The following is an 18,781-nucleotide window of genomic DNA, read 5'->3' as shown; positions in this document are numbered from 1 at the left end:
CATGACCGTGTTGAAGATGACCGACCTCGACCTGCAAGGTAAGCGCGTACTGATCCGCGAAGACCTCAACGTACCTGTGAAGGACGGTGTGGTAGCCAGCGATGCGCGTATCCTGGCAGCGCTGCCGACCATCAAGCTGGCCCTGGAAAAGGGTGCGGCGGTAATGGTCTGCTCGCACCTGGGTCGCCCGACCGAAGGTGAGTTCTCTGCCGAGAACAGCCTCAAGCCGGTTGCCGACTACCTGAGCAAGGCCCTGGGCCGCGAAGTGCCGCTGGTTGCCGACTACCTGGACGGTGTTCAGGTGAATGCCGGTGACCTGGTGCTGTTCGAGAACGTGCGCTTCAACAAAGGCGAGAAGAAGAACGCCGACGAGCTGGCGCAACAGTACGCCGCCCTGTGCGACGTGTTCGTCATGGACGCCTTCGGTACCGCTCACCGCGCCGAAGGTTCCACCCATGGCGTGGCCAAGTTCGCCAAGGTCGCTGCCGCAGGCCCGCTGCTGGCGGCCGAGCTGGACGCGCTGGGCAAGGCCCTGAAGGCCCCGGCCAAGCCGATGGCGGCCATCGTCGCCGGCTCCAAGGTGTCGACCAAGCTGGACGTGCTGAACAGCCTGAGCAGCGTCTGCGACCAGCTGATCGTCGGTGGTGGCATCGCCAACACCTTCCTGGCCGCTGCCGGCCACCCGGTTGGCAAGTCGCTGTACGAGCCAGACCTGGTCGAAACGGCCAAAGCCATCGCCGCCAAGGTCAGCGTGCCGCTGCCGGTCGATGTCGTGGTTGCCAAGGCCTTCGCCGAGGATGCCGAAGCGACCGTCAAGGCCATCGCCGACGTAGCCGCCGACGACATGATCCTGGATATCGGCCCACAGACCGCTTCCAATTTCGCCGAGCTGCTGAAGTCGTCGAAGACCATCCTGTGGAACGGCCCGGTCGGCGTGTTCGAGTTCGACCAGTTTGGCAACGGCACCAAGGTGCTGGCCAAGGCCATCGCTGACAGCGCTGCGTTCTCCATCGCCGGTGGTGGCGATACCCTGGCTGCCATCGACAAATATGGCGTCAGCAAGGATATCTCCTACATTTCTACCGGTGGCGGTGCCTTCCTCGAGTTCGTCGAAGGCAAGGTGCTGCCAGCCGTGGCGATCCTGGAAGAGCGGGCAAAAGCCTGACAATGATGGCGCCTGGCAAAGGGAGCGACCTGATGGTCAAGCAATTGCCCGTGATGATCCTGGCCGGTCTGCTGGGCGCCTGCTCCAGCGGCCCGTCGTCGGATGCCGACCCGGCGCAGCCGCCCAAGGGTGGCTGTTACCAGTCCGAGTGGCAGGCCGAGACCGTGCCGGTCATCAGCAAGCGCGTAGGCCCGGAAGGCCTGGAGAAGTATGACGAAGAACACCAGCGCCAGGCGCCAGGTTGCCCCTGATGCTGTGCGTTTCGTCGGGGCAGGCAACCAAGCGACCGCTGTGTGGTCATCTAGAGGATATGTAATGAAAGCGCTGCTGGCCTCGATGGCCCTGGCGACACTGGCAGGATGCTCGCTGATACAGCCTGCACCTTCCGCCCCGGCGGACAACTGGACCCGCTGGGTCTGCGACACCCAGGCTGAAGTGCTGTGGCGCTTCGCTGATGCACAACGGGACCAGGTTGACGTACGCCTCGGCGGGGGTGACCAGGTCTACCGGCTGAAGTCCGAGCCGGGCGCCTCTGGCGCGCTGTACAGCGATGGCGTGCTGGCCTTCCACACCAAGGGCGAAGAAGGCCTGGTGTACTGGGTGGCAACCAACGACCTGATTGGGCGGGGCTGCAAGGCACCGTGACTGGCCGGGCCGCACAGGCGGCCCACACTACTTGAACAGCAACCGCCCCTGCGGCAGGCTTGCACGAAACAAACGACGCTTGTCGGGAGAGAGATACACAATGGCACTCATTAGCATGCGCCAGATGCTGGACCACGCCGCCGAGTTCGGTTACGGCGTTCCGGCTTTCAACGTCAACAACCTCGAGCAGATGCGCGCCATCATGGAAGCGGCCGACAAGACCGACTCCCCGGTGATCGTCCAGGCTTCGGCCGGCGCCCGCAAATACGCCGGTGCACCATTCCTGCGCCACCTGATCCTGGCCGCCATCGAAGAATTCCCGCACATCCCGGTGTGCATGCACCAGGACCACGGTACCAGCCCTGACGTATGCCAGCGCTCCATCCAGCTGGGCTTCAGCTCGGTGATGATGGACGGCTCGCTGGGTGAAGACGGCAAGACCCCGACCGACTACGAGTACAACGTCCGCGTCACCCAGCAGACCGTGGCCATGGCCCACGCCTGCGGCGTTTCGGTGGAAGGCGAGCTGGGCTGCCTGGGTTCGCTGGAAACCGGCATGGCCGGTGAAGAAGATGGCATCGGCGCCGAAGGCGTGCTGGACCACAGCCAGATGCTGACCGACCCGGAAGAAGCCGCCGACTTCGTCAAGAAGACCCAGGTGGACGCCCTGGCCATCGCCATCGGCACCAGCCACGGTGCCTACAAGTTCACCAAGCCACCTACCGGTGACGTGCTGGCCATCGACCGCATCAAGGAAATCCACAAGCGCATCCCTAACACCCATCTGGTGATGCACGGTTCTTCCTCGGTACCGCAAGAGTGGCTGGCGATCATCAACCAGTACGGCGGCGACATCAAAGAAACCTACGGCGTGCCGGTCGAAGAAATCGTCGAAGGTATCAAGCACGGCGTGCGCAAGGTCAATATCGACACCGACCTGCGCCTGGCGTCCACCGGTGCCATGCGCCGCCTGATGGCACAGAACCCGAGCGAGTTCGACCCACGCAAGTTCTTCGGTGAAACCGTGAAAGCCATGCGCGACGTGTGCATCGCCCGTTACGAAGCGTTCGGTACCGCCGGCAATGCCTCGAAGATCAAGCCGATCTCCCTGGAAGGCATGTTCCAGCGTTACCTGAAAGGTGAGCTGGCCGCCAAGGTCAACTGATCTACAGGCGCACGAAGAAAAGCCCGCAGCGATGCGGGTTTTTTTATGCGTCAAATGCAGCAAGGTGACCGTTAGTCGGCTACCGTGAAACTTATCCACTGATAGCGATCTGATTGCATTGCTTGTCGCAACCGCAGGTCTAGAGTATTAATCGGATCCAATAGCAAGTCGAAGTCGATCAAACAAGAGAAGCAGCATGGATGGCGCTTACCCTCAACCACTGGATGGCAAATCGGTTCTCCTGGTGGTAGACGATTACCCGGAAAACCTCATCAGCATGCGGGCCTTGCTGGCGCGCAACGATTGGCAAGTGTTGACGGCAAGCTCGGGGATGGAAGCCCTGGGTACGTTGCTCGAACACGAGGTCGATCTGGTGCTGCTCGACGTGCAGATGCCCGAAATGGACGGCTTCGAGGTCGCCCGCCTGATGCGCGGCAGCCAGCGAACCCGGCTGACCCCGATCATTTTCCTCACCGCCAACGAGCAGTCCGATGCCGCCGTGCTCAAGGGCTATGCCAGTGGGGCGGTGGATTACCTCTTCAAACCGTTCGATCCGCAGATTCTCAAGCCCAAGGTGCAAGCGCAGCTGGACCAGCAGCGCAACCGGCGCATGCTGCAGCGGCTGACTCGCGAGCTGGAAGCCGCCAGGGCATTCAATGCCTCGATCCTGGAAAATGCCGCCGAAGGCATCCTGGTGGTCGACACCGCAGGTGTCATCAGCTTTGCCAACCCGGCGATCTCGCGCTTGATGGATACCCCGGTCGAACAGCTGCAAGGTGCCCATCTGCTCGATCTGCTGCAGTTGGCCAACGCAACCCTGTGGAGCGAATCCGAGTTTCACAACGCCTACCTCGCACGGCAGATCGTGCGGGTCCATGATGCCCACCTGCGTACCCCGGGTGGTCAGCTGGTGCCCGTGGCGCTGTCGTGCGCGCCGTTGCCGGCGGAGCAGCAGGCCATGGTGGTCACGGTGCTGGACATGTCGGTTGAGCGCAATCTGCACCAGCAGCTCGAATACCAGGCGGTGACCGACCCCTTGACCGGGCTGCTCAACCGCCGCGGTTTCTATCAGGCCGCCGAAGGCGCACTGCTGCGCGGCGAACGCTCGAACAAGGCCCAGGCCCTGATGTACATGGACCTCGATGGCTTCAAGCGGATCAATGACTCGTTGGGCCATGAGGCCGGTGACCGGGTGCTGCACTGGGTGGCCGAGCAGCTCAAGGACTGCCTTGGCAGCGAGGCCCTGCTGGCGCGCATGGGCGGCGACGAGTTCACCGCGCTGTTCGACGGCCTGCCCTATCCGGAACAGGCCGGGCGCTATGCCGAGAAGCTGCTCGAGCGGGTCTCGATCCAGCAGCAGGTGGAAGGGCTGGATGTGTGCCTGGGCGTCAGTATCGGTATCGCCACCTACCCCGACTGTGGCAGCAATGTCGAAGGCCTGCTGCGCGCTGCCGATACGGCGATGTATGCGGCCAAGCAGGCCGGTCGCCAGCAGTATCGCTTCTATGATCAGGAACTCAATGGCCGCGCCCGCTCGCGGCTGATGCTTGAAGACAGCGTGCGCAATGCCATCGAGGCCCAGGACTTCAGCCTCGTGTACCAACCCCAGGTGGCCTTTGCCGACGGCCAGCTACGGGGCTTCGAGGCCCTGCTGCGCTGGCAGCACCCCAGCGTTGGCGATGTACCGCCAGGGCTGTTCATACCCTTGCTGGAAGAAGCACGGCTGATCAACCGCCTGGCCAGCTGGATCTACCGCCAGGGGGCCGCGCAGCGTCAGGCCTGGTGCCAGTGTTTCGCCCCGGAACTGGTGTTGGGCATCAGCCTGAGCCGCGCACAGTTCTCCATGCCCAGCCTGGTCGATGAACTGCAGCGGGTGATCCAGGATTATCAGCTCGACCCGGCGCAACTGGAGGTCGAGGTCGCCGAGACCTCGCTGATGTACAACATCGACGCGGCGATCAAGCAGATACACCGCCTGCGCGAACTGGGCGTGCGCGTGGCGCTGGACGATTTCGGCGCGGGCGACTGTTCGCTGCGCATGTTGCGCGACCTGCCCATCGACACGTTGAAGCTGGACCGCCACCTGGTGGCTCGCCTGCCGGACTCGGCGGTGGATGCCGCATTGGTGCGCAGTGTCATCGGCCTGTGCGCGGACTACCGCATCACCGTGATCGCAGAGGGGGTTGAAACACAGGCCCAGGCGGCGTGGCTGAAAGCAAACGGTTGCGCTTACGTGCAGGGTTTTCTGGTCGCACACCCGATGACGGCGGCGGATGCCACTGGCTTCCCGGCGATTTTTCCCTGGCTGCGGCCATGATTGGCTAGAATCGGCATTCGTTACGCCGAATGCCGTGCCATGACCGTATTACGCTATTTGCAAGCCTACCCACCGCACCTGCAGGAGCAGGTGCGGCAGATGATCGACAGCGACCGCCTGGGCGAGTACCTGCAGCGCCGCTACCCCGGCCGCCATGACGTACAGAGCGACAAGGCGCTGTACGGCTATGCCCAGGACCTGCGCCAGCAATACCTGCGCAGCGCGCCAAACCTGGACAAGGTGCTGTTCGACAACCGCCTGGACCTGACCCATCGGGCCCTGGGGCTCAATACCGCAGTGTCGCGGGTGCAGGGCGGCAAGCTCAAGGCCAAGAAGGAAATCCGTATCGCCTCGCTGTTCAAGGAGGCGGCGCCGGAATTCCTGCGCATGATCGTGGTGCACGAACTGGCGCACTTGCGCGAGCGCGATCACAACAAGGCGTTCTACCAGCTCTGCCAGCACATGGAGCCGGCTTACCACCAACTGGAATTCGACCTGCGCGTCTACCTGACCTATCGGGAGTTGCCGGGCAACCTGTAAGGATCACGCAGCATGGATGTGAGCAAGACCAAGAGCAGTTTCTACCGCCGCCTGTACGTGGCCTGGCTGATCGACAGCCAGACCGCCACCAGCGTGCCGGCGTTGATGGAGGCCACCGGCATGCCGCGGCGTACGGCGCAGGATACCATCGCCGCACTCGCCGACCTGGACATCGTCTGCGCGTTCGAGCAGCAGGAAGGTGCGCGCAACCATGCCGGGCATTACCGCATCCATGACTGGGGGGCGATCGACAAGCAGTGGATCATCCGGCACCTGCGGCAGATCAGGGAAGTGCTGGGGTATCCATGACCTTGCGCATGCCGATGTGCGGAATATCGTCCTCCAGGTACTGCTCACCCACCACTTCGAAGCCGTGGCGGGCATAGAAGCCCTGCAAATGTGCCTGGGCCGACAGGTACACCGGTGTGCCGTGCCAGCAGTGCCCGGCCGCTTCCAGCCCTTTGAGCAGCAGCGGATGCCCGAGTTTCAGTTCGCGCACCTCTGGTGAGGTCACCACTCGCCCGATGACCACATCACCCCCCTGGGACTGCGGGTCGAGCAGGCGCAGGTAGGCCACCAGCTTGTCATCCTGCCAGCCCATCAGGTGCAGGGTGTCGCCCGTCAGGTCCTGGCCATCGACTTCCTGGTAGGCACAGCGTTGCTCGACCACGAACACGGCAGTACGCAGTTGCAGGATGGCGTAGAGCTCCTGCTTGTCGAGGTCGGCGTGATGCTTGCAGAGCCAGTGGATGGACATGGGGTACCTCCTGAAATGGATGGCTGATCATCGCAAATTTTCGCAGCTCGGCCAAAATAGAGGCTAAATGACATTATTGGCCGCTGCCCCAGGCAGCGGCTTTGTGTACTCTCATCTGCGATTCGCCTTTCAGCGTGTGCCCCCCACTGCAAAAGGACTTCTGCATGCGGCCACTGCTTTGCGCGTTGGGCTTGCTGGGCGTGCTCCTGGCAACCCCTGCATTCGGCCAGGACAGGCTGCGGCTGGTGGCCGACAACTGGCCGCCGTTCACCGACAGCGCCATGCCAGGTGGCGGCCTGGCCACCAGCCTGGTGACCACGGCGCTGTCCCGCGCCGGTTATGCCAGCGGCTACGAGGAAGTGCCTTGGGCGCGGGCGTTGATGGGCATTGGGGAAGGGCGCTACGACGTTTTGATCAGCGCCTGGTACAACGACGCACGCACACAGATCGGGCAGTTTTCCAAGGGCTACCTGAGCAATCGCATCCGCCTGCTCAAGCGCAAGGGCGACACGTTCCGCTACAAGGATCAGGGCGACCTGTATCCCTACAGCATTGCGGTCGTGCGCGACTATGCGTATTCACCCGCCTTCGATGGTGACACCCGCCTGCACAAGGTGGAGGTACGCAACTTCTCCACCGCGGTACGCATGCTGGCAGCCGGAAGAGTGAACCTAGCGGTGGAGGATGAATACGTGGCGCGCTACAACCTGCAGCGCGAGCCGCAGGCAGTGCGCGAGGGCGTGACGCTGATGGGGCCGCTGCTGGCGGAGAACACCCTGCATATTCTGGTGAGCCTGAAGCACCCCGATCATCAGCAGATCGTCGAGCGGTTCGAGCAAGCCATCGCGGCGATGAAGGCCGATGGCAGCTATGCACGGCTGATGCGTCAGCATGGCTTCTAATACCTTCTGACTGTACTGGCCTCTTCGCGGGCAAGCCCGCTCCCACAGGTTCAACACAGCTCTCGGTGGGTATCCTGTGGGAGCGGGCTTGCCCGCGATGAGGCCAGTACAGGAAAACTCAGGCTGACGGGGCCTCTTTGATCAGGTGTGCAGCCAAGGTCCGCAACGGCCCCAACTGCCGGCAGATCAACGCCAGCTGCGTCTGCACCAACCGCTGGTGTTCGTCCAGCTCGTCCGGCATCTGCTCCAGGGCATCGGCCAGCGCCTCTTCGGCATCACTGTGAATCGCCACCGGCAGCCGCGCCGCCAGGCCATTGGCTATCTCGTCCAGGCTATTGGCCAGGCGCTGCCCGGCGCCATCGATCAACTGCTCCTGCACCTCTGCCGGCAGGGCTGTATCACGGTGCGCGCCCAACCCCGACAGGTAACTGAGCAAGGTGTGCGACAGCACCAGAAAGCGGAAGCCGACATCGGCCTCCTTACGGAAATGCCCTGGCTCCATGAGCATGTTGGCCAATGTGGTCGACAGCGCCGCGTCGGCGTTGTGGGCGTTGCGCCGGGCCAGGCGGTAGGCGAGGTCGTCGCGCTTGCCGTGGGCATATTGCTGCATGATCTGACGCAGGTACACGCTGGCGCAGGCCAGGGTGTTGGCCAGCGCCTTGTTCAAGCGCCGGCCCTGCCAGTCGGGGAGGAACAGGAACACCGCAAGAATGGCGATCAGGCTGCCGACCAAGGTATCGAACAGGCGCGGCAGGAACAGGCCGTAGCCATCGCCGATCTGGTTGAAGCAGAACAGCACCATCAGCGTGATCGCTGCCGTGGCCAGGGTGTAGCGGGTGGTGCGGTTGACGAAGAACACCACGCCTGCGGCCACGGCGAACAGCGACTGGATGACCGGGTTGGGGAACAGGTCGAACAGCGCCCAGCCGACGGTCAGGCCGATCGCGGTGCCGAAGATCCGCTGCACCAGCTTGCGCCGGGTGGCGCCGTAGTTGGGCTGGCAGACGAACAGCGTGGTGAGGATGATCCAGTAGCCTTGGGTCGGGTGGATCAGGTGCACCATGCCGTAACCGATCGACAGCGCCAGCGGCAGGCGCAGGGCGTGGCGGAACAGCAGCGAGGTCGGTGTCAGCTGGGTGCGCAGGCGCGTCCACACGTCCTTCAGGGTGCGTGGCGAGCGGTCGAGCAGGCTGCTGTCGCTGGCATCGGCCAGGCTGTCGGGGTTGCTGGCGGCGCTGAGCAGGCGGTCGAGGGTCGCCAGGTTGGCGGCCAGGGCGCGCAGCGAACGCAGCAGGCCACGCCAGGCCGGGTTGCTCTGGATACGCAGGTGTTCCAGCGAGGCGTTGAGGTCTTCCAGGGCCTCGGCGAAGCCGGTGGCCAGCACGAAAGGCTGGCGCAGGCGGATCGAGCGGGCCAGCTCCTGGCAGGAGGCGCCCTGTTTGCGCAGCAGGCGCTGGCAGCGGAACATCACGTCGCTGTGGAAAAACGCCTCGTTGAGGGCGTTGTAAGGGTAGTGCGAGGCGCTGACCCGTTCGTGGATGTCCTGGGCCAGGAAGTACAGCTTGAGGTAGCGGCTGACCTTGGCGTTCGGCTGGCTGTTGCCGACCCGGTGCAGGATGATTTCCTTGGCCGCGTTGAGTGCCGCCACCACCTTGCCATTCTGCCGGGCCAGTTCCAGGCGCTGGGCCTCGACATCGAGGTTGCGGATCGGCTCGAACAGGCTGGCCTTGAGCTTGAGGTAGCTGCCGAGCTCGAAGAACAGCTTGGCCAGGCTCTGCTGCACCGGCTGGTTGGAAAACAGCGCCTGCCACAGCACCGAAAGCAGGCCGTACCAGGCCGCGCCAGCCACCAGCAGCATCGGCTCGTGCCAGAAGTCGGTGACCTGCCCGCCACGCTGGTCCACGCCGATCATGGTGTACACCGAGGTGATCAGCGTTGCCGAAGCAATCGCGCCATAGCGCTCGCCAAGGGCGCCGAGCATGGTCAGGCCGAACGCGGCCAGCGCCAGGGCGATGACGAAGACCCACGGGTAGGGGAACAGCAACTCGACCGCCAGCGCGGCAATGGCAAAGCAGGTGAGGGTAACGGCCAGGGCGCTGAGGCGGCCCTGCCAGCTGTCATCGGTCTCGGCCAGGGCGCTGGCGATGATGCCAAGGAACAGAGGGATCAGCAGGGCCATCTCGTTCTGGTACCAGCACAGGGCCAGGCTGCCGGTGAGGGCGATGGTGACCCGGATGCTGTAGCTGAACTTGTCTTGGCCCCACAGGCGACGCAGTGACTGACGGAACGAACTCGATGACATGATGGCCTGCTAGGCAGTGATCGAATGAATGCATTGCAGCACGGCCAGCAAGAAGCGTTCCGTGCTGCTGAATGGATTCTACTCTACACGAACTGCGCAGCGGCGTTGGCGGATGCCCAGGCCCACTGGAAATTGAAACCGCCCAGGTGGCCGGTGACGTCGAGTACCTCGCCGATGAAGTACAGGCCGGGGCTTTTCAGCGATTCCATGGTCTTGGACGATACTTCGCGGGTGTCAACGCCACCGAGAGTCACTTCGGCAGTGCGGTAGCCTTCGGTACCGGCTGGCACCACCTGCCAGTTCGCCAGTTTTTCGGCGATCTGCGCCAGTTCCGCCGGGGTGTACTGCTTCATCGGCCGCGACTCGAACCACTGCTCGGCCAGCAGGTTGGCCAGCTTGCGGGTGAACACCTCGCCCAGCACGGTCTTCAGTTCGGCATTGGCGCGCTCGGCCTGCATCTGCTGCAACCAGCTCAGCGCGTCGCGATCGGGCAGCAGGTTGATCTCCACGGTGTCGCCGGCTTCCCAGAACGACGAGATCTGCAAGATCGCCGGGCCACTGAGGCCGCGATGGGTGAACAGCAGGTTCTCGCGGAAGCTGGTGCCGTTGCAGCTGGCTGTGCAGTCCAGCGAGGTGCCCGACAACTCGGTGCACAGTGCCTTGAGTTGGGGCTCGGTGATGGTGAACGGCACCAGCCCGGCGCGGGTCGGCAGCAGGGTGTGGCCGAACTGGCGGGCGACCTGGTAACCGAAGCCGGTGGCGCCCAGGGTCGGGATCGACAGGCCGCCGGTGGCGATCACCAGCGACTGGCAGGCGAACTGGCCACCGCTGGTTTGCAGCAGGTAGCCGGTTTCGGTCTTCTCGATGTGTTCGATGCTGGTGTGCATGCGGATTTCGGCGCCAGCGTCATCGCATTCGGCCAGCAGCATGTCGAGGATGTCGCTGGCCTTGTTGTCGCAGAACAGCTGGCCGAGCTTCTTCTCGTGGTACGGCACGCCGTGCTTGCTCACCAGCTCGATGAAGTCCCACTGGGTGTAGCGGGCCAGGGCCGACTTGCAGAAGTGCGCATTCTGCGAGAGGAAGTTGGCCGGTTCGGTGTACATGTTGGTGAAGTTGCAGCGCCCTCCGCCGGACATGAGGATCTTCTTGCCGGGCTTGTTGGCGTGGTCGAGCAGCAGCACCCGGCGGCCACGGCGGGCGCTGAGCTGGGCGCACATCAGACCGGCGGCGCCGGCGCCGAGGATGATCACGTCGGTGGAGTGCACGGTGTTACCTCTTCGGAATTGCCGGGGCCGCCCAGCGGCCCCCAAGAATGATCAGACGATACGGACTTTCAGGGACCGGCCCTTGATCTTGCCGCTGTTCAAGCGCTGCATGGCCTGCTTGGCCAGCGGCCGCTCCACGGCAACGAAGGCCTGGAAATCGAAGATGGCGATCTTGCCGACCTGCTTGCCCGGGATCCCGGCATCGCCGGTCAGCGCACCCAGGATGTCGCCCGGGCGCAGCTTGTCCTTGCGCCCGGCGGCGATGCACAGCGTGCTCATCAGCGGCAGCAATGGCTCGCCCTTGTTCTTAAGGCTGTCCAGCTGGTCCCAGCGCAGCGGGCGCTTCTGCAGGTCCTCGATGGCCTGGGCGCGATGGCCTTCGGCTGGCGCCACCAGGCTGACCGCCACCCCTTTCTCACCGGCACGGCCGGTACGGCCCACGCGGTGCACATGGATCTCGGCATCGCGCGCCAGTTCGACGTTGATGACCATGTCCAGGCCGTCGATATCCAGGCCACGGGCCGCCACGTCGGTGGCCACCAGTACCGAGCTGCTGCGGTTGGCGAACATGGTCAGCACCTGGTCACGGTCACGCTGCTCCAGGTCGCCATGCAGGGCCTGGGCGACGATACCTTTGGCGGTCAGGTGGGCAACCACGTCCTCGCACTGCTGCTTGGTGAAGCAGAACGCCACGCACGATTGCGGGCGATAGTGGCCAAGCACGCGGGTGACCGCTTCCAGACGTTGCTGCGGATCGATCTCGATGAAGCGCTGCTCGATCTGGTTGTCGGCGTGCAGGCTTTCGACCTTGACCTGTTGCGGCTTGCGCATGAAGTCGGCGGCCAGCTGTTCGATGCCGGCCGGGTAGGTGGCCGAGAACAGCAGGGTCTGGCGACGCGACGGGGTCTTGCCGATGATGCTGGCGATGGCGTCGAAGAAGCCCATGTCGAGCATGCGGTCGGCTTCGTCCAGTACCAGCGTGTTCAGGCCGTCGAGCACCAGGGTGCCTTTGTCCAGGTGCTGCTGGATGCGCCCCGGGGTGCCGACGATGATGTGCGCGCCGTGTTCCAGCGAGGCGATCTGTGGGCCCAGCGACACGCCGCCGCAGAGGGTGAGGATCTTGATGTTGTCCTCGGCGCGGGCCAGGCGGCGCAGCTCCTTGGCCACCTGGTCGGCGAGCTCGCGGGTGGGGCACAGCACCAGCGCCTGGCAGCCGAAGTAGCGCGGGTTGATCGGGTTGAGCAGGCCGATGCCGAAGGCGGCGGTCTTGCCGCTGCCGGTCTTGGCCTGGGCGATCAGGTCCTGGCCGCGCAGGATGACCGGCAGGCTCTGGGCCTGGATCGGCGTCATCGAGGCGTAGCCGAGGGCGTCCAGGTTGGCCAGCATGGCGGTGGACAGCGGCAAGGTGGCAAAGTCGGTGGATTCGGTGGTCACGAGGCGGGCCTGCGTTGCGAAGCGAAAAATGCCGCACAGTCTACCAGCCTCGTGGCCATTCGCCCTACGACTCCATGTGTTGTTCCGGACGACGGGCACGCCTTCCGTCCGTCGGCGACAATTGCAGGAAGATCGCCGCCGCCAGCATGGCCATCACCCCGATGGTGACGAAGGTTAGCTGGAACGCCCCCAAGGTGGTCTCCACACCCTCGGCACTGCCTGCCGCAGTGAAACCGCCGAGCAAGGCACCGGCGCAGGCCACGCCAAGGCTCAGCGACAGTTGCGCGACCACCGACAGCAGGCTGTTGCCGCTGCTGGCGCTGGCATCGTCGAGGTCGATCAGGGTCACCGTGTTCATCGCCGTGAACTGCATCGAGTTGACCGCGCCAAGCAAGGCCAGCTGCACCAGCAGCACGGCGTATGGCGTCTGTTCGTCGACCAGGCCCAGGCTGGCCAGCAGGATGCCCAGCAGCAAGGTGTTGCCGGTCAGCACGATGCGGTAGCCCAGGCGCTCGATCAGTGACCGGGCGACCGACTTGGCGAGCATCGCCGAGGCGGCCAGCGGAATCATGCTCATGCCGGCCTCGGCCGGTGAATAGCCCAGCGCCACCTGCAGCAGCAGCGGCACCAGGAACGGCAGGGCGCCACTGCCCAGGCGCGAGAACAGGTTGCCGAGGATGCCGATGGCGAAGGTGCGCACGCGGAACAGGCTGGGCGAGAACAGTGGCTCCGGGTCGCGCCCGGCGCGCAGCCAGTAGGCGGCCAGGCAGGCCATGCCGGCGAACAGCAGCAACATCACCCGCAGGTGCGGCAGGTGCAGCTCGCCCAGGCCTTCCATGGCGATGGTGATCAGCACCATGGCCGCGCCGAACAGGATGAAACCGGGGCCGTCGAAGCGGGTGCGCTCGACCCCGCGCAGGTCGGGGATGAACTTCCACACCGCATAGCAGCCCAGCGCACCGACTGGCAGGTTGAGCAGGAAGATCCAGTGCCAGCTGAGGATTTCCACCAGCCAGCCGCCCAGGGTCGGGCCCAGCAGCGGGCCGAGCAGGCCGGGGATGGTGATGAAACTCATGATCCGCACCAGCTCGGTGCGTGGGTAGGCGCGCAACACCACCAGGCGCCCGACCGGCAGCATCAGCGCACCGCCCAGGCCCTGCACGATGCGGGCGAAGATCAGGAAGCCGAGGCTGTTGGCCGCGGCGCACAGCAGCGAGCCGAAGCTGAACAGCAGGATGGCGCTGAAGAAGATGCGCTTGGTGCCGAAGCGGTCGGCGATCCAGCCGGAGGCGGGAATCAGCAGGGCCACGGTAAGCATGTAGGCGATGATCACGCCCTGCATGCGCAGCGGGTCTTCGGCCAGCGAGCGGGCCATGGCCGGCAGGGCGGTGTTGAGGATGGTGCCGTCCAGGGACTGCATGAAGAAGGCGATGGCCACCACCCAGGGCAGCCAGCGGGCGGTGGTGGGGTCCAGCGGGGTGCGTTCGGGCATGGCTTCCTCTTCCGTCAGTGCCGGCCCTTTCGCGGGCATGCCCGCTCCCACAGGTACGGCATCACATCTGTGGGAGCGGGCGTGCCCGCGAAGAGGCCGGCAAGGCCAATCACAATGTCAGGGTCAGCCCTTTGACCAGCGCCCCCGGCAGATGACTCGACCCGGTACTGCGCTGTCCATAGGTACTGGTCGAGAGGATCATCTCGCGCTCGCGGGTCAATTCCTCCAGCTGGCTGCCAAGCAGGCTGTACAGGCTGTCATCGAAGCGCATGGTGCTCACCGGCCCCTGGATCTCGCCGTGCTCCACCCAGAACGTGGCAAAGCGGGTCAGCCCGGTCATGCGGGCCGCTGGCAGGTCAGAGTAGTTGAGGTACCACAGGTTGCTGATGTACAGCCCGGTATCGAGCCGCTCAAGGATCTGCTCGCTGGGCAGGCTGCCTGGCGCCAGGCTCAGCGCACACGGCGACTCGTAGCTGTCGGCGCCATTGGCCAGCAACGCGAACTCCGCTGCGCTGCGGGCGCTGACCAGCTGTTGCAGCGCTTTACCCTGCTGAATCAACGGTACATCCAGGCGCGGTGAGCCCTCGTCGGAGAATGCCGGGCTCAGCGAGCCGCTGACCTGTTCGCTGAAACTCACCATCGGGTGCAGTTGCGCATCGCCGTTGTACAGGCGCTGCAGGGCACTGTTGCCGGTGGCCAGGGCCTGTGCGGAGAAACCACCCCAGCAGAGCATGCCGGCGATTTCGTCCATGGCCGCAGGGGCCAGGTAAGCGCGGTAGCTGCCGGGTTTGAGGGTCACTGCCGGGCGGCCGAGGAAACCCAGCTGTTCCCGTGCCAGGCGCAAGCGGGCAGTGAAGTCGTCGGCGCTCCAGTGCTGGCCGGCATAGTTGGCCTTCACCGCCTCGGCGTTTTCGTGGAACAGGCTCCAGTCGAAGTTGAAGCTGTTGGCCTGGTGCCAGCCAATGGCTCCGAACGAGCTGGCGAAACCCCGGCAGATCGGGCCGGCGGCGTAGATGCCGACCAGATCCAGGTCGCCGGCCTCGCGTTCGAGCAGGGCCAGCACTTCGCTCAGTTCGGGCAACGGCTGCTCGTGCTGGCTGTGGCTGTGCCATGCGCTTTCGTCCAGGCGCAGGTACGGGTCGATGGCCAGCAGCGGCACGGTCTGGCGCAACTGTTCCAAGGCTGTGATCAGGCGTTGCTGGTCGAGTTGCGCATCGCCACTCAAGGTCACCTGCTGTTCCGCCTGGCGGCCATCGCGGATCAACCGCAGTTGCGCACTGGCCTGGCTCACTTCGCCGGCCTGGCGCACCTTGGCGTGGTTGAAACGGACGAATTGTGACTGTTCGGCGCTGTAGCCGAGGGTAAATTGCTCGTCGGCTTGCAACGTCTGGAGGACACCCGCGATCAAGGCTTCGAAAACGTGTTTCATCAGGCGTCTCCTCCGAATACGTCGATCTGGCGGAACACGCAGGCGGGCGCGGCATGCCCGACTCGCACCACCTGGTTGGGTTCGCCCTTGCCGCAGTTGGGCGTGCCCAGGACCTGGAAGGTGCTGCGGTCACCGACCGCCGCGAGGTTGCGCCAGAACTGCGCGGAGATGCCGCGGTAGTTGGGGTTCTTGACGACGCCCTTGAGCTCGCCGTTTTCGATCAACTGGCCCCATTCGCAGCCGAACTGGAACTTGTTGCGCGCATCGTCGATGGACCAGGAGCGGTTGGTGCGCATCAGGATGCCGTGCTCGATGCCCTGTATCAGCTGGTCGAGGGACTGGTCGCCCGGTTCGATATTGAGGTTGGCCATGCGGTCGATCGGCGCGCGGTTCCAGCCGCAGGCACGGCTGTTGGCCACGCCATCCAGGCCCGAACGGAACTGTGACAGGGCCCCGCCCAGCGGGCGCACCAGCAGGCCATCGCGGATCAGGAACTGCTTGCTGGCGGCCGTACCGTCGTCATCGAAGCTGTAGCTGGCCAGCTCTTCGCCGATGGTCGGGTCGAAGGTCACGTTGAGCAGGCTGGAGCCGTACTGCAGGTGGCCGAAGTCGCTGGCTTTGACGAAGCTGGTGCCCGCGTAGTTGCGTTCGTCACCGAGGATGCGGTCCAGTTCCAGCGGGTGGCCGATGGATTCGTGGATCTGCAGCATCATCTGGTCGGGCATCAGCAGCAGGTCGCGTGCGCCGCTTGGGGTGTTGGGTGCCAGCAGCAGCTGTAATGCGTCATCGGCGACCCGGCGGGCTGCGCCGACCAGGCCACAGCGTTCGACGATCTCGAAGCCGCCTTGCTGGCCGAAGTTGTCGCGGCCCAGGCTGCGGCTCTGGCTGTCCTGGCCGTCGCTGGCGGTGACGCTCAGGCCCGGGAACAGGAAGCGCTGGGCGTGGCGCAGTTCGGCGCCAGCCGAGTTCAGGTAGGTCTGCTCCACCAGGCTCAAGCCCAGGCTGGCCTGCCAGTCCACCAGGCGGCTGTCCTTGGGTACGCTGGCCGATTCGCCGGCGAGCAGGCCCAGGCAGTCGGCCAGGCTCGGTACCGGCTGGTCGAAGTTGGGCGAGATGTGGTCGTGACGCGCGCTGGTCACAGGCTGCCCGCGCAGGTCGAGCAGGCTGTGCCGGGCGATCTGCCGAGCCAATGCCTCGGCCTGTTCCAGGGCCCGTTGCAGGCCGGCCTGTGACAGGTCGGCGGTGGCCGCATAGGCCTCCACGCCATTGACCCGCACCGTCAGCATGGCGCCCTCGTCGTGGCTGAAGATAGGCGGTTCGGCCACATTGCGGCGAACCGAAAGCGCCTGGTGCGACTGCTTCACATGGCGCAGGGAAAACAACTCGGCCGTACTGCGCAGCGCGGCGAAGCGCTGGCGCAGCAGGGCGCTGGAATCGAACATCTGGAAGCCTCCGTTTTCACGGTGGCTCCCCCTAGAACCACCCGTCCTGCATGGCCAGGCACGTGTCGTCGCGTGCCTCGAGCAATGCCAGCTCATTATGGCAGGCAGGGATTTCCCAGGTCAGAAAATAACGTGCGGCCTGCAGCTTGCCGAGATAGAAGTCGCGGTCGGCGGGGGCGCCCTCGAGCAGGCCGCGTTCGGCGTGGATCGCCTGTTCCAGCCAGCGCCAGCCAATCACGCAGTGGCCGAAGGCCTTGAGGTACAGGGCCGAGTTGGCCAAGGCACCGGCGACTTTGCCCTCGGCCAGGTCGCCGAGCAGTGCCAGGGTCACCGACTGCAGGCGGTTGACCAACTGCTCCAGCGGCTGGCGCAGGGTGTCCAGGCCTGGGTGATGGCTGGCGCGTTCGGCCGTGGCGGCGATCAGGCGGATCAGTTGCTTGAGGCCTGCACCGTTGTTCTGCGCCAGCTTGCGGCCCAGCAGGTCGAGCGACTGGATGCCCTCGGTGCCTTCATGGATCGGGTTCAGGCGGTTGTCGCGGTAGTACTGCTCCACCGGGTACTCGCGGGTATAGCCGTGGCCACCGAGAATCTGGATGGCCATTTCGTTGGCCTTGAGGCAGAAGGTCGAGGGCCAGGACTTGACGATCGGAGTCAGCAAATCGAGCAGTTCCTGGGCCTGTTTACGGGCGCTTTCGTCGCTGGCGGTGTGCGTGTCGTCGAATAGCCGTGCGGCATACAAGCCCAGATCGAAGGCGCCTTCCACATAAGCCTTCTGCGCCAGCAGCATGCGCTTCACGTCGGTGTGTTCGATGATTGGCACAGCGGGGCTTTGCGGATCCTTGTTGTCTGGCAGCCGACCCTGGGGCCGCTGGCGAGCGTATTCCAGGGAGTAGAGGTAGCCCGCGTAACCGAGCATCACCGCGCCCATGCCGACGCCGATGCGTGCCTCGTTCATCATCTGGAACATGCACGCCAGGCCTTGGTGTGGCTGGCCGACGAGGTAGCCGACGCACTGGCCGTTGTCGCCAAAGTTGAGCGCGGTGGAGGTGGTGCCGCGCCAGCCCATCTTGTGGAACAGCCCGGCCAGCAGCACGTCGTTGCGCGGGCCGCGGCTGCCGTCCTCGTTGACCAGGTACTTCGGCACGATGAACAGCGAAATGCCTTTGACGCCGGGCGGTGCGTCCGGCAGCTTGGCCAGCACCATGTGCACGATGTTCTCCGACAGTTCGTGGTCGCCGCCGGAGATGAAAATCTTGTTGCCCCTGAGCCGGTAGGTGCCATCGCCCGCGGGTTCGGCGCGGGTGCGGATATCGGCCAGCGACGAACCTGCGTGGGGCTCGGTCAGCGCCATGGTGCCGAAGTAGCGGCCTTCGATCATCGGCTGCAGGTACAGGCGCTTCTGTTCGTCGGTGCCGAAGCTTTCGATGAGGTTGGCGGCGCCCATGGTCAGGAACGGGTAGGCCGTGGTGCCAGCGTTGGCCGCCTGGAAGTGGGCGAAGCAGGCCTGCGAGACCAGGCTGGGCAACTGCATGCCGCCGACTTCGAAATCGCGGTTGGCGTTGAGGAAGCCGGCTTCGAGGAAGGCATCGACGGCGGGCTTTACCTCCGGGATCAGTTCGGCGCGGCCGTCCACATAGCGCGGCTCGTTTTCGTCGGCTTTGCGGTTGTGCGGGGCGAAGTACTTTTCGGCGATGGTGCGGGCGGTGGTCAGGGCCGCGTCGAAGGTTTCGCGGCTGTGATCGGCGAAGCGCGGGCGCTGGGTCAGGGCTTCGGCGTCGAGGACTTCGTAGAGTTCGAAGGCGAGGTTGCGGGGGCTGAGCAGGGTCTCGGGCATGGGGGCGGTCCTGAGGCGGGATGCTGCGAGTCTAGGGGGTTGGGAGAGGTGGGGGGAGGTTAATAGGTTTGGGTGATATGGGTTTAGAAGGT

General features: G+C 64.8%; 16 protein-coding genes. 8 read left to right on the top strand and 8 right to left on the bottom strand.

Annotated elements, in window-relative coordinates; all coding sequences use genetic code 11:
• Nucleotide 1: 1 nt before the first annotated feature.
• From CAF78_RS06435 to CAF78_RS06405, 7 genes are all read left to right on the top strand, one after another.
• Nucleotides 2-1,165, top strand: coding sequence for a phosphoglycerate kinase (locus CAF78_RS06435; protein ID WP_085676710.1), 1,164 nt, complete (start codon nt 2-4; stop codon nt 1,163-1,165).
• A gap of 32 nt (nt 1,166-1,197) precedes the next feature.
• Nucleotides 1,198-1,416, top strand: coding sequence for a hypothetical protein (locus tag CAF78_RS06430; protein WP_079230615.1), 219 nt, complete (start codon nt 1,198-1,200; stop codon nt 1,414-1,416).
• Nucleotides 1,417-1,480: 64 nt separating this feature from the next.
• Nucleotides 1,481-1,810, top strand: a complete 330-nt coding sequence (locus CAF78_RS06425; protein ID WP_060510770.1) for an MliC family protein — start codon at nt 1,481-1,483, stop codon at nt 1,808-1,810.
• Nucleotides 1,811-1,910: 100 nt separating this feature from the next.
• The gene (fba, locus tag CAF78_RS06420; protein WP_008093958.1) at nt 1,911-2,975 is read left to right on the top strand and encodes a class II fructose-bisphosphate aldolase; all 1,065 of its coding nucleotides are present in this window, start codon (nt 1,911-1,913) and stop codon (nt 2,973-2,975) included.
• A 196-nt stretch (nt 2,976-3,171) separates the two neighbouring features.
• A complete protein-coding gene (locus tag CAF78_RS06415) occupies nt 3,172-5,292 on the top strand; it encodes a bifunctional diguanylate cyclase/phosphodiesterase (RefSeq protein WP_085676711.1) in 2,121 nt (706 codons plus the stop codon).
• A 39-nt stretch (nt 5,293-5,331) separates the two neighbouring features.
• The gene (locus CAF78_RS06410) at nt 5,332-5,832 is read left to right on the top strand and encodes a M48 family metallopeptidase (protein WP_027920691.1); all 501 of its coding nucleotides are present in this window, start codon (nt 5,332-5,334) and stop codon (nt 5,830-5,832) included.
• Between the two features lie 12 nt (nt 5,833-5,844).
• A complete protein-coding gene (locus CAF78_RS06405; RefSeq protein ID WP_085676712.1) occupies nt 5,845-6,141 on the top strand; it encodes a helix-turn-helix domain-containing protein in 297 nt (98 codons plus the stop codon).
• Here the strand turns inward: CAF78_RS06405 and CAF78_RS06400 are convergent.
• Complete coding sequence (locus CAF78_RS06400; RefSeq protein WP_085676713.1) at nt 6,116-6,589, bottom strand: GNAT family N-acetyltransferase; 474 nt, start codon at nt 6,587-6,589, stop codon at nt 6,116-6,118. The two genes, CAF78_RS06405 and CAF78_RS06400, sit on opposite strands and share 26 nt — an antisense overlap.
• Before the next feature lie 164 nt (nt 6,590-6,753).
• Here CAF78_RS06400 and CAF78_RS06395 point away from each other — a divergent pair, with 164 nt between their 5' ends.
• On the top strand, nt 6,754-7,491 hold the full coding sequence (locus CAF78_RS06395) for an ABC transporter substrate-binding protein (RefSeq protein WP_085676714.1): 738 nt from the start codon (nt 6,754-6,756) through the stop codon (nt 7,489-7,491).
• A 118-nt stretch (nt 7,492-7,609) separates the two neighbouring features.
• Here CAF78_RS06395 and yccS read toward each other — a convergent pair whose 3' ends face one another.
• From yccS to CAF78_RS06360, 7 genes are all read right to left on the bottom strand, one after another.
• Nucleotides 7,610-9,793 carry a YccS family putative transporter gene (gene yccS, locus CAF78_RS06390; RefSeq protein WP_085676715.1) on the bottom strand — a complete coding sequence of 728 codons (2,184 nt, stop codon included), beginning with the start codon at nt 9,791-9,793 and terminating at the stop codon, nt 7,610-7,612.
• Between the two features lie 83 nt (nt 9,794-9,876).
• Complete coding sequence (locus CAF78_RS06385) at nt 9,877-11,058, bottom strand: NAD(P)/FAD-dependent oxidoreductase (RefSeq protein WP_085676716.1); 1,182 nt, start codon at nt 11,056-11,058, stop codon at nt 9,877-9,879.
• A gap of 51 nt (nt 11,059-11,109) precedes the next feature.
• Nucleotides 11,110-12,444: an ATP-dependent RNA helicase DbpA gene (gene dbpA, locus CAF78_RS06380; RefSeq protein WP_256573880.1), complete on the bottom strand. Its 1,335-nt coding sequence runs from the start codon at nt 12,442-12,444 to the stop codon at nt 11,110-11,112.
• A gap of 112 nt (nt 12,445-12,556) precedes the next feature.
• Entirely contained in the window at nt 12,557-13,984 is a 1,428-nt protein-coding gene (mdtD, locus tag CAF78_RS06375; protein WP_085676718.1) for a multidrug transporter subunit MdtD, read from the bottom strand.
• Between the two features lie 109 nt (nt 13,985-14,093).
• A complete protein-coding gene (locus tag CAF78_RS06370; RefSeq protein ID WP_085676719.1) occupies nt 14,094-15,413 on the bottom strand; it encodes a TldD/PmbA family protein in 1,320 nt (439 codons plus the stop codon).
• Nucleotides 15,413-16,855, bottom strand: coding sequence for a TldD/PmbA family protein (locus CAF78_RS06365; protein WP_085676720.1), 1,443 nt, complete (start codon nt 16,853-16,855; stop codon nt 15,413-15,415). The genes CAF78_RS06370 and CAF78_RS06365 overlap by 1 nt, the downstream gene beginning before the upstream one ends.
• A gap of 31 nt (nt 16,856-16,886) precedes the next feature.
• Nucleotides 16,887-18,689 (bottom strand): acyl-CoA dehydrogenase, encoded by a 1,803-nt coding sequence (locus CAF78_RS06360; protein ID WP_085676721.1) that lies wholly within the window; start codon nt 18,687-18,689, stop codon nt 16,887-16,889.
• Nucleotides 18,690-18,781: the final 92 nt, after the last annotated feature.

Source organism: Pseudomonas sp. R28(2017) (assembly GCF_002112505.1).
Lineage (GTDB): Bacteria > Pseudomonadota > Gammaproteobacteria > Pseudomonadales > Pseudomonadaceae > Aquipseudomonas.
Note: the sequence above shows the minus strand (reverse complement) of the source record. Positions and strands in the feature narration are given on the sequence as shown.

What these genes read in the sequence shown, in the direction of transcription:
- CAF78_RS06430 (WP_079230615.1), top strand. Translation starts at nt 1,198, where the DNA reads ATGGTCAAGCAATTGCCCGTGATGATCCTGGCCGGTCTGCTGGGCGCC.
- CAF78_RS06360 (WP_085676721.1), bottom strand. Translation starts at nt 18,689, where the DNA reads ATGCCCGAGACCCTGCTCAGCCCCCGCAACCTCGCCTTCGAACTCTAC.
- dbpA (WP_256573880.1), bottom strand. Translation starts at nt 12,444, where the DNA reads ATGCTGGCCAACCTGGACGCCCTCGGCTACGCCTCGATGACGCCGATC.
- CAF78_RS06425 (WP_060510770.1), top strand. Translation starts at nt 1,481, where the DNA reads ATGAAAGCGCTGCTGGCCTCGATGGCCCTGGCGACACTGGCAGGATGC.
- fba (WP_008093958.1), top strand. Translation starts at nt 1,911, where the DNA reads ATGGCACTCATTAGCATGCGCCAGATGCTGGACCACGCCGCCGAGTTC.
- CAF78_RS06415 (WP_085676711.1), top strand. Translation starts at nt 3,172, where the DNA reads ATGGATGGCGCTTACCCTCAACCACTGGATGGCAAATCGGTTCTCCTG.
- yccS (WP_085676715.1), bottom strand. Translation starts at nt 9,793, where the DNA reads ATGTCATCGAGTTCGTTCCGTCAGTCACTGCGTCGCCTGTGGGGCCAA.
- mdtD (WP_085676718.1), bottom strand. Translation starts at nt 13,984, where the DNA reads ATGCCCGAACGCACCCCGCTGGACCCCACCACCGCCCGCTGGCTGCCC.
- CAF78_RS06395 (WP_085676714.1), top strand. Translation starts at nt 6,754, where the DNA reads ATGCGGCCACTGCTTTGCGCGTTGGGCTTGCTGGGCGTGCTCCTGGCA.
- CAF78_RS06405 (WP_085676712.1), top strand. Translation starts at nt 5,845, where the DNA reads ATGGATGTGAGCAAGACCAAGAGCAGTTTCTACCGCCGCCTGTACGTG.
- CAF78_RS06365 (WP_085676720.1), bottom strand. Translation starts at nt 16,855, where the DNA reads ATGTTCGATTCCAGCGCCCTGCTGCGCCAGCGCTTCGCCGCGCTGCGC.
- CAF78_RS06410 (WP_027920691.1), top strand. Translation starts at nt 5,332, where the DNA reads ATGACCGTATTACGCTATTTGCAAGCCTACCCACCGCACCTGCAGGAG.
- CAF78_RS06435 (WP_085676710.1), top strand. Translation starts at nt 2, where the DNA reads ATGACCGTGTTGAAGATGACCGACCTCGACCTGCAAGGTAAGCGCGTA.
- CAF78_RS06400 (WP_085676713.1), bottom strand. Translation starts at nt 6,589, where the DNA reads ATGTCCATCCACTGGCTCTGCAAGCATCACGCCGACCTCGACAAGCAG.
- CAF78_RS06370 (WP_085676719.1), bottom strand. Translation starts at nt 15,413, where the DNA reads ATGAAACACGTTTTCGAAGCCTTGATCGCGGGTGTCCTCCAGACGTTG.